Raw genomic sequence first — 11,344 nt, forward strand, 5'->3', positions numbered from 1 at the left:
GGATATGGATTTTCTTTCCTGCTCTCCGAATTTTACGTCGGCTAGATGAGATCTTTTGGTCTTCTTGTTCGACTTGTTACTATTTCGGCATATATTTATGTTCTAAGTTACATATTTTTAAAAAAAATAAATAGTGGAGGAATAATTTCAATGGCATCCAGAATGACATCACCGGAACGTATGGCAGCTGTTATATCGGGCCAAAAACCTGATCGTATACCAGTGGTCCCGTTTATAGAGGGGTATGCTGCGCAAATTACAGGCATATCTCTTGGAGATTTTTACGCGGACGGGGACAAATGTTTTGAGGCGCAGTTTGCATCCATGCGGCTTCACGGTTATGAGCAAACTCCTATGTATGGGTATGCCTCGTGCGGAGCGTGGGAATTCGGAGGAGAGATAGGTTTTCCTTACGGAAAAGGGCAGGGTGCGCCTTATGTAAAAAAGCATCCTGTAGAAACTATTGAAGATATAGACAAACTCGAAGTCCCGGATTTTGGCAGGGAATTACCCGGCGCATACAAAATTGCAGATAGAGTCGCAACCAGGTGTGTTGAGCTTGGAATGCCAGCTACCGTGCAAATCGGCAGTATTTTTACTGCAGCTTCGGTTGTTGCGGATACATCCGAATTCCTGGCCTGGCTCATTATGGAACCAAAAGCTGTCCACCGCTTGCTTGATAAAGTAAGTGAGATGTTTGTCAATGCTCTGGATTATTTTGCAGATAAGTACGGTTCCGAAAGCCTGCTTCCTTTTGATGGAGGGCCGTCCGAATCAAATAATATGATTTCCCCGCAGATGTTTGAGGAGTTTGCATACCCGTATATGAAAAAAGTTCATACCCGTGTAAAAGAACTGGGCATACATGCCGTGCTTATGCACCCGTGTGCTAATCAGAACCTGAATATCCCCTACTATGTAAAGTTAAGGGAAGAGATGAATTGGGCTGGTAAATATTTATGGCTCTTCGGACCGGAAACGCCTATTAAAGATCAGATCAAAGCTTTTGGCGACCACGATGTTATCTGTGGCAATATCAATCCTCCGCTTTTCCTCACAAATTCATATGAAGAACTCCTGGAAATATGCAGGCGTAATATCGAAGAAGGAATTAATTCTCCTTCCGGGTATGTTCTTTCACCCGGTTGCGAGTTTCCGGTCAATGCTGCTCCTGTAAAAGTGATGGCAATGGTAGATGCAGCAGAAAAATACGGTAGATACGAATGAAGAAAGCAGAACTTGAACCGCGTGCTTGAGAAGTCTTGAAATATCCTCACAGGATAAGTGGAAGTAACACTAAAACGTTTCGAATTAAAAAAGGGGTTTAGAAAGTAAAATTCCCCCATATCCTGAATATTAAAGAAGAAAGGGAATAAAAGATTACCGGGACTCTGTAAGTGGTTTCCATTTTCGTCTTTTATTTTCTCCTTCAGCCTTTTTTAAACCCTGAGCAGCAGTCACTGGAACTCTGAAGTGGTATATGTTGCAAGCTCAAGAAAAGGTATTTTTACAAGTTCCATTTCTGTAAATTCTGCTTCTGCAAGTTCTGATCCTGCAAGCTCTGATCCTGCAATTTCCACTTCCACAATTTCTGTTTCTGCAAGCTTCTTTTTTGCAAGATTCTTTCCTATACTGACTGCGTTAAGCACTGCATTGGGAATAAGGCATCCCCGTGTGCAGTCCAGGGCGCATTCCCTGGTGCACTCAAAGGAGCAATCCGTTTGTCTTTCCAGCTCAAGGGTGAGTTCGCTCTGGTTCTCGGGCAGTTCCCGAAGAGGGAATTCCAGGCAGGTGAGTTCCCGGAATTTCTCGCAGGGGGTATCGATCTTTACGATGATTCTGCCTCCTTTCACCCTTCCCGTTACCGTATGGCAAAAACCGCACATGCAGGAAGATACACGTATTTTTATCATTTCCAGAGCCCCTGCCATTTTGTCTGTTTTCAGGGATTCTCCCCCCTCAGTAGACCCCGCCGGTGATGCTGCCTTTCTGAAGCCCACTCGTGTTTTGAATTGCGATATTCTTGAAGTCTATAGCTTTTATCGGGCAGGCTCGGACACAGCGTCTGCAGCTCGTTCCCAGGCAGTCCTGAGTCCTGCAGCTTGCAAAGAAGCTCCCGTTTTTCTCGATGGTCACAAGGGCATTTTCCGGGCACTCTTCGTTACAGCGGCTGCACTGGATACAGCCTTCCACAGGCACCTCTATGGTAATTCCCACGTCTTCCACGATCTCAACGGGCACGTTTCCGGTTTCCTCGATATCCTTTGAGGCCCGCTTTTCCATCACCGCATTTTCTACCGGTCCAGGGAGAGGCGGATATTTGTACATCTTAAAAAACTTTTTGTACAACTTCAGGCTCATGCCTTCGGTCCAGTAGGAAAGCTCGCATGTGTAGATGTTCTTGAAGGTTTCGCTGGTGGCCATCATCAGGTGGTCGGCTTTTATTGTCCTTGCAAGGGCAATAACCTCCCCGAGCCTGGACTCGTCAAGGAGAAGTTCGCGTGCAAGCGCGATAGAAGTGTTCCCGAACTGAACCGCCTTCTTTGAGAAATCCGGACAGGAACCTATTTTTCTGGCTTTCCTGCAGTCCACATATGTCCCGGAAGCTCCTGACATATAGACGTTTTCCAGTTCCTCAAAAGGCACTCCAGCTTCAAGCAGCAGAGTGAGCTGAGCTGCCCGGATTGCCCCTATGGCTTTTCCGGCTTCGGCAATATCTGCGTCTGTAATCTCTATCCCGTTTCCAAGGATCAGCCGTCCGTCGGGCAGTTTCGGAGGTTGTTCCATAAGCCCCGTTTCCATTGCAAGCGCAATAACTGCAATTACCCCGGTCCCGGTAATTCCCACAGCTTCGATTTCTCCTCTTTCCACAGTCTCGCCGGTAACAGGATCGATTAGGGCTCCGGGTCTTCCTTCCATCTTTTCGTCCAGGACCGTAAGCCGCCAGCAGTCCTTTTCTATATCCTTTTCTATACGTTTCTTTTCAAGATTCACGTCGGAAATCGCACCCGGGCTTGCAATCATTCCGCAGCTGATACCCTGTCCCTCGATGGCCGGGCCTGCAGCCGCACTGCCTGTGATAATTCTGTCGCCTGTTTTTATTGCCATTTCCGCATTCGTCCCGTAGTCGGTGACAATGGAGACCTCTTTCCGGTTCAGGAAATCGGTTTCGATCATCATCGCGAGGGCATCGGCTCCGATCTCATGGGCAATAGCCGGAGGCACGGTTATTTCGCAGTTAGGAAGGTTCAGGACCCCCCTGAAAAGATCGGATGCCGGAAAGACCTTGGCACTCCGGTCCACATTTTCGACTCCAAGCCTTCTCTGCATGTTTTTTCCGGCAAAGGCCAGGTCCCTGATCTCCGAGTTCTGGAAAAGCGAAAGCTGGATAGGGTTCCCGCATACAACAAGTTTCCGAATGCAGGTCGGGTCTACCCCAAAGGTCGCAATAATCTTGCTTACAGCGTCCAGTATGATGCTGTTTGCAATATCTTCCCCGACTTCCAGTGCGAAGTCCAGGTGGTCGATCACATTGCCCCCTGGCAGGGGGTGCCTCATCGTCATGGCAGTTCTTACAACTTTTTTTGTTTCCAGGTCTATGAGCTGCGCTCGAAAGCCGCTGGTACCCAGATCAAGTGCGATCCCGTACATTTTTATACTCCACTTGCAGCAGTTGTTGAAAATTAAGAAAAAAAAATACCCTCTCTATCCTGTCCACATCAGGATACCGTATATCGGAATACCATATACCGGGTTAACTTCAGGCAGTGAAATTGGCTGCGCAGCTTCATCACTGTTATTCAATCTTTTTTATCTAAATTTGGGCTTAAATGTATATAACATAATTCGCAGCTTATCGTAAAGGGGCTTGATTTCAGTAAAGGCATTGATTTTTTAAGGGGCATTGATTTTTTAAGGGCATCGATTTAAAGAAGCTATGATATTATTAGAGGGGAAGGAGGACTGAGGAAAGTGCCATTACTGTCTGAAAAATAGCTTTTTTCTCTTCAAAAATCTCTGCAGTATCATTCGTCAGGTACAACCGGAACGTAATAAAAGAAGACAGTATTCAGGATTTCTCGACAGGAGTAAATGTTTTTCAAATAAATGAAAGAAAAAGTTGTGGGAAATTTGAGAAAATTTATCTCAATGTTTTTCTCAATTCCCCTTCATTTTATCATTTTTCCCATGTTTTTCCTTCTTTTTTCCTCAATCAAATCATTGCAAACATGTCCACAACATCATCAAAGTCTATCCTTCCGTTTCCGTTGAAGTCGAAGTACTCCACCGGCATGTTTTCCTCTATCCAGTCCATATTGTGGAAATAAGCCACTATGTCTACGAAACTGAACTCCCCGTTTCCGGTAAGGTCTTCATAGAGTCCATCTCCGTCGAGATCTTTTGGAGCATATTCCTGATCAGGAAGAGGAGAAAGAAGGGTCACTTCAATTGTTCCTGCTAGGAGAGCTGGTTCGATAGTGTCTCCGGAATCTTCCTCCAGACGTTTAACCCCTATCGAAAGATTCGCAGATCCTTTCTCCTTTCCTGAAACCGTGAGAGTGGCAAGCACAACATCTGCTGCCCCTTCCTTAATGGCATCTTCCAGGTCAACAGTCTTCAGGTAGATCGAAGTCCCTGGCAGGGAAGAGTTCTCAGTAATCAGTGCCCAGGTAGGGTACTTTATATCAACTATCTCGGCGACAGCCGGGTTGTCGAGAGCAACGGTCAGGTTGTAGCCTGAAAAACCTGCAGGGAAATTACTGGCAATGATACTTATTTCAGTAGATTCGTTTTCTGAAACTGAGGAACTTGCAGGGTCGAAATAGAGAGTAACAGTTGACCCGGAAGCTTTGGAAACTTCGATGTAATCCGATTTCAACTCAAAGTCTGTCCCGGCACCATTTTCCACAGTCAGATTTACGGTGTAACTTCCGGCTGAAGCATACGTGTGCACTGGATTCTGTTCCGTTGAAGTAGCTCCGTCCCCGAAGTCCCAGAGCCACGAAGCCGGTGAACCTGTGGATTGGTCGGTGAAGTTAACTGTGAGAGGTACATCTCCATTCGTTACGTCAGCGGTGAAAGCAGCAACGGGTTCGGGTGTTGAGGGCTCCAATACAGTGATATAATCAGTCTTCACCTCGAAATCTGTCCCAGCTGAATTTTCTACAGTCAGATTTACGGTATAGTTACCTGCTGCAGAATAAGTATGCATGGGGCTCGATTCATTGGAGGTCGCACCGTCGCCGAAGTCCCAGGACCATTCTGTCGGAGAACCGGTGGAGTTATCGGTGAACTGGACCATCAGCGGGGCGGTGCCGGAGGTCGGCGATGCCGAGAACCCGGCGACAGGAACTGTAACGCCTGTGGTTTCGGTATTCTCATAGCCATATGTAACTCCTGTAGATTCACCGATCATAAGATCATAATCGCCATCACCGTCAAGGTCGGCCAGAGCCGGTGAGGTTTTAGCTCCTGCATCAGGGGCATTCCAGTTAGAGTACAAGGTCCACTCCGGGCTGCCCGAAGACCCGATGTTCTCATAACCATAGGTTACTCCACTCATACTACCTATCAGAAGGTCGTAGTCGCCGTCACCGTCAAGGTCGGCCAGAGCCGGGGAGGAATATGTATCTACAGCAGGCGCATTCCAGTTAGAGTTCAAAGTCCACTCAGGGCTGTCCGAAGACCCGGTATTCTCATAACCATAGGTAACTCCACTCTTACTACCTATCAGAAGGTCAAAGTCGCCGTCACCGTCAAGGTCAGTCAAAGCCGGTGATGCAGTAATAGAACCTATATAAGGCGCATTCCAGGAAGTGTTCGCAGTCCACACGGGACTACCTGAAGTCCCAGTATTCTCATAACCATAGGTAACTGCATCATATGCACCGATCATAAGGTCATAGTCGCCGTCACCGTCAAGGTCGGCCAGAGCCGGGGAGGAAATAACAAAACCTACAGCAGGCGCATTCCAGTTAGAGTTTAAAGTCCACTCAGGGCTGCCCGAAGACCCGGTATTCTCATAACAATATGTAACTCCGTCATATGCACCGATCATAAGGTCGTAGTCGCCGTCACTGTCAATATCGGCAAAAGCCGGAGAGGAATATTTACCTATATCAGGGGTATTCCAGTTAGAGTTCAAGGTCCACTCAGGTCCGCTGGCTGGAGGAGCTGTAACAGTTATATAATCACTCTTCACCTCTGAATCGCTGCCGTCCCCATTAGTCACGGTAAGGTTCACGGTGTAGGTACCGGCTACTGTATAGAGATAGGACGGACTCTGCTCCGTGCTGTCAACCGTACCGTTGCCGTTGAAGTCCCACGACCAAGAGGTCGGTGAATTGCTGGATTCGTCCGTGAACTGTACTGTCAAAGGCGTGTGACCGGATGTGGGAGTTGCGCTGAACGCCGCGACCGGTGCGTTACTGCCGGATGAACTTATATTGGATGCGGTCAGGAGTGCAACCTGGATCTTGTAATAACCGCCACCGGTATTGGCATATGTAAGTGTGCTGTCCTGTCCTGAATTGAAGTATTCAGTTACACCCCAGTCGTTGTATCCGAAGTATCCACCACTAATCGCCGGTCCCCCGGATGCAAGTGACTCCCCGTCGAATGTGTATACGCCGTCGACGCTCGCACAGTATATGGAGGAAAGGTTCACGGCATTGGGATCGTCAGAGAGTGCGGACGTGCCGAATTCGGTTGAGCCTATATAACTATCATAGTTGGCGGTATCGTGCCCCTGGTTCACCCAGTAATGAATCTCGTCCTTATCCCCGTCGTCATATGCAACGACAAGGGTGACATGTTTGATCCTGCCGTCATCGCCACCGCCTGTAGCTTTGATATTCACTTCATTTCCCGTTATGTCATCGGTCAGGTCGTACCACATGAAGTAGTCGCTAGTCACCCTGTTCACGTGGTCGTTCACCCATACCGGAGTGCCGGAGTATCCGATGCTTGCGGCATCGTATTTTTGCAGTTCATAGGTCCCGTCACCGTCACCGTCGATGTCTATCGTCATCGAAAAGGATTTATTGCCATCCATTAGCCCGCAGTAGACGTCAGCATAGAGTCTCGCCCATTTGATCGCCGTGTGGTCGGGCAGTGTGAATGTCTTTTCGGCATAAGTATCAAAACCGGGATATGAATCATACCACAGCCCGCCGGAGACATTGCCCTCCTGCACGGTGAGCAGCGGTGATCCTCCGTCATAGCTACCCGTGTTGAGCGGTGCGGCCACCTCCATCGTCTCGGTCGCCTTCGTGGTCCCGCCCGGCCCGGTGGCTGCAAGGGTGGCAGTGTGGGTTCCCTGAGTGACATATGTGTGGACTGGATTCTTCTCGGTTGAAGTTTCCCCGTCGCCGAAGTCCCATGATAAGCCGGTCACGTTGCCTGTCGAGGTGTTTGTGAACTGCACGATGAAGGGAACCCTGCCTGACGATGAGTTGGTGGTGAAGGAAGAGACGGGTGCATCTTCTCCCGGAACAAGGCTCTCAACGGTGATGTAGCCGGTCTTCTCCTCGGTGTCGTTGCCGGCATCGTTTGTCACGGTGAGGTTTACGGTGTAGGTGCCGGACGCAATGTAGGTGTGTACAGGGTTCTGCATGGTTGCATTGGTATCGTCACCGTCGCCGAAGTCCCAGGACCATGAATCCGGGAAATTCTCCGAGAGGTCGGTGAACTGGGCGGTCAGGGGGACTTTCCCGGAGGTCGGTTCCCCGCTGAAGTTTGCTACGGGCGTAGTTACAACGGTGATGTAACCGGTCTTCGACTCCGTACCATTGCCGGCAGTGTTTGTCGCGGTGAGGATCACGTTGTAGATGCCGATTTCGGCGTAGGTATGTACCGGATTCTGTAAGGTTGAGTTAGTATCGTCACCGTCGCCGAAGTCCCAGGACCATGAGGCCGGGAAATTTTCAGAGAGATCGGTGAACTGGACGGTCAGGGGGACTTCCCCGCAGGTCGGTTCGGCGCTGAAGTGTGCTATGGGCACAGTGTCTGCAACGGTGATATAGCCGGTCTTTGACTCCGTACCATTGCCGGCAGTGTTTGTCGCGGTGAGGGTCACGTTGTAGATGCCGATTTCGGCGTAGGTATGTACCGGATTCTGTAAGGTTGAGTTAGTATCGTCACCGTCGCCGAAGTCCCAGGACCATGAAGTCGGATTGTTGGCAGATTCATCGGTGAAATGAACGGTCAAGGGAACTTTCCCGGAGGTGGGTTCCGCGCTGAAGTCCGCTACGGGAGCAAAGCATGTAGTGGTAATGTAGCTGGTCTTCGACTCTGTATCATTGCCGACACTGTTTGTCGCGGTGAGGGTTACGGTGTATGTGCCGACTTCGGCGTAGGTATGTACCGGGTTCTGCACGGTTGCATTGGTATCGTCACCGTCGCCGAAGTCCCAGAACCATTCGGTCGGATAACCCGTCGATTCATCAGTGAACCGGACTGTCAGGGGGATTTCACCGGAGGTGGGCTCTGCACTGAATTCCGCTACGGGAGGAACAGCGTCCGTAACGGTGATGTACCCGACCTTCGACTCCGTGCCTTTGCCGCCACTGTTTATCGCAGTGAGGGTTACGGTGTAGGTGCCGGCTGCCGTGTAGGTATGTACCGGATTCTGTTTTGATGAGTTGGTGTCGTCTCCGTCACCAAAGTCCCAGGTCCACGCAAGTGGCGAATTTTCTGACAGATCGGTGAACTGGACGGTCAGAGGAGTGGTCCCGGATGTCAGATCTGCACTGAAGTCTGCGACGGACGGTTCCGCTTCGGTATCCCTGAAGGCATAGAGTAATCGATTATCCATTACCACATAGAGGGTTCCGTCAGATCCTATCACCGACGGACTCTGAATAGTACTACCTGTCAGATATTTCCATTTTTCAGTTCCGTCAGGGTTTATCGCATGGAAATAGTTACCTACCGAGTTTCTCACTCCCAAGTAAATGGTACCGTCAGATCCTATCACTGGCGAACTGTAGGTTACACTATTAGATAGCAGATATTTCCATTTTTCAGTTCCGTCTGGGTTTAACGCATATAAGTTTTTGTCCTGACATCCAATGTAGATGGTGCCGTCAGATCCTATTGCAGGAATGTTGAAAATATGCCCTCCAGTTGTGTAACTCCACTTGAGGGTACCGTCAGGATTTAATGCATATACATTATAATCATAACATCCTGCGAAGATAGTACCATCAGATCCTATTGCAGGACCGCTGAGTACATATCCTCCGGTTGTGTAACTCCACTTGAGGGTACCGTCAGGATTCAGAGCATATACATTATTATCCATGTTACCAGCATAGACGGTGCCGTCAGGTCCTATTGCAGGCGATCCATATCTAAAGTCATTGCCGGCGGTATAATTCCATTTTTCAGTCCCGTCAGGATTTAATGCATATAATTTATCGTCATTACTTCCAATGTAGATCGTACCGTCAGATCCTATTGCAGGAGCCGCATATATTTCACCCCCGGTGGCAAAACTCCATTTAAGAGTTCCATCAGGATTTAACGCATACAGGTTAGAGTCCATACTGCCCACATAAATAGTCCCGTTCGACCCTATTGTCGGCGAACTGAAGTATGTGCTGCCTGAGTAACTCCATTTCTCAGTTCCGTCCGGGTATAGTGCATATAATTTGTGGTCAAACTGACTTCCCACGTAGATGATCCCGTCTGCTCCTATCGACGGACTAACCGCACGGTAGGACCCTCCCACATCTAATGTCCAGATAACATTATTTGTCTGCGGCCCGGCATACGGGGACTGCCCGGTGTTGCTGAGATCATACCCGTATTTCGGCCACGCCGAATCGGCAAGTCCGCTGTTTGTCCCTCCTGAAGTTACGGTGATGTAACCAGTCTTCGTCTCGGTGTCGCTGCCCTCATCGTTTGTCACAGTGAGGGTCACGTTGTAGATTCCGGATGATGTGTAAACATGGAATGGGTTCTGCACGGTCGAGTTCGTGTCGTCCCCATCGCCGAAGTCCCAGAACCATGAAGTCGGAGACCCGGTTGATGTATCGGTAAAGTTTACTGCCAGCGGGGCATCTCCAGATGTCGGTGATGCTGTGAATGCAGCAACGGGGACAACAGGATCGCTACCGCCAAAGTAGTTTTCAAAAGGCTGCATCAGGGGGTAGTTATCGGCTTCTAAGCTGTCAGGTAAGACGTACGGATCGTCCCCTATTCCATCACCGTTGGCGTCTGTACCTGTGTAGTCGGACCAGTAGTTACCCATGTAGCCGGTGTAGGTCGTGCTGTTAAAGGTGTAGAGGATTTGATCTGGAGAAGACCAGTAGGTGATGGAAGGAACTGTCCCTGCAACCTTCACACTTTGTGAATTGTTGGATAAACTGTTTAAATATATTTTGTTTTCATTTCCTGCATTATTGAAATAAAAGCCAATATTATTTGATTCGATGTGGTTGTTCTTAACCGTGGTATTAGTTGCTTGATAAAAAACAATTGCATATGCATTTTTATTATTTTGAATTGAATTATTTGTAATGATGCATGAATCTCCTTTTGCAACTAAGGCATTATTTCCTGTACAATTTGAGATCACATTATTTTCGAAAACAACGCGATTTGTTGACCTTAAATATACTGCAATCGACGAGCTTATTCCTTCAAATGTACAATCTCTTATAGTTATATCTGAAACAGTGCCAAGTGAACTATAACCAATCATCGGGGAAGCCGTTATTTTCATTTCTTGAAGTACAGTTCCAGTTGCATTCTGCCATGCACTAGATCCTTCAGGTAGATATATGCTACTACCCACTGTTACGACATCAGCCCCTTCTCCTATGATGCTTAAGTATGGTATATTTACATAAAAACCGCTATATGTTCCGCTGTAAACAAAGATCGTATCTCCGGAAGAAGCGCTGTTGACAGCAGTTTGTATGTCTGTAAAATCTGCCTCGCCACTATCGTCTACATACCAGGTCTTTGCTTCTGCAGGTCCTATTAATACTATGCAGATAAGTGCAAAGAGAATTAGAAATATCCCTTTATTCATCTGTCATTCACTCCTCATTTCTGAAATTTTAGCCCGAAACTCCCTTGATTGTGGTCTTTTTCAGCAGGATCTGAGGGGATGTTCGGAATTGAATCACAATTATTTTGTAGCTTTTTTAGTCTGAAGGGGGAATCTCCCAATAATAATAAACAAAAAAATTTACTGTGTATATAAAAAACCTGGATCTGCGTTATATTGTGTTTTTCAGATCAGCCCAAATTATTGAGTTTAAGTCACTGTATATAATTTATTACTCATTTTGGAAGTCAAGAACGAAACTTTTCAAGTATCGCGGCTTTCTCT

At 47.9% G+C, this 11,344-nt stretch carries 4 protein-coding genes; 1 reads left to right on the forward strand and 3 read right to left on the reverse strand.

Annotation, left to right across the window (positions count from 1 at the left end):
• Positions 1 to 150 precede the first annotated feature (150 nt).
• Positions 151 to 1,227, forward strand: coding sequence for a uroporphyrinogen decarboxylase family protein (locus MA_RS04415; protein ID WP_048064979.1), 1,077 nt, complete (start codon positions 151 to 153; stop codon positions 1,225 to 1,227).
• A gap of 230 nt (positions 1,228 to 1,457) precedes the next feature.
• On the opposite strand, the gene MA_RS04420 is transcribed toward MA_RS04415, so the two are convergent.
• The 3 genes from MA_RS04420 to MA_RS28380 form a co-directional block, all read right to left on the reverse strand.
• Positions 1,458 to 2,000, reverse strand: coding sequence for a DUF6951 family protein (locus MA_RS04420; RefSeq protein WP_011020892.1), 543 nt, complete (start codon positions 1,998 to 2,000; stop codon positions 1,458 to 1,460).
• On the reverse strand, positions 1,960 to 3,651 hold the full coding sequence (locus MA_RS04425; protein ID WP_011020893.1) for a methylamine methyltransferase corrinoid protein reductive activase: 1,692 nt from the start codon (positions 3,649 to 3,651) through the stop codon (positions 1,960 to 1,962). Before MA_RS04425 ends, MA_RS04420 begins: the two co-directional genes overlap by 41 nt.
• A 562-nt stretch (positions 3,652 to 4,213) precedes the next feature.
• On the reverse strand, positions 4,214 to 11,041 hold the full coding sequence (locus MA_RS28380; protein ID WP_011020894.1) for a PKD domain-containing protein: 6,828 nt from the start codon (positions 11,039 to 11,041) through the stop codon (positions 4,214 to 4,216).
• Positions 11,042 to 11,344: the final 303 nt, after the last annotated feature.

The organism is Methanosarcina acetivorans C2A (genome assembly GCF_000007345.1).
Lineage (GTDB): Archaea > Halobacteriota > Methanosarcinia > Methanosarcinales > Methanosarcinaceae > Methanosarcina > Methanosarcina acetivorans.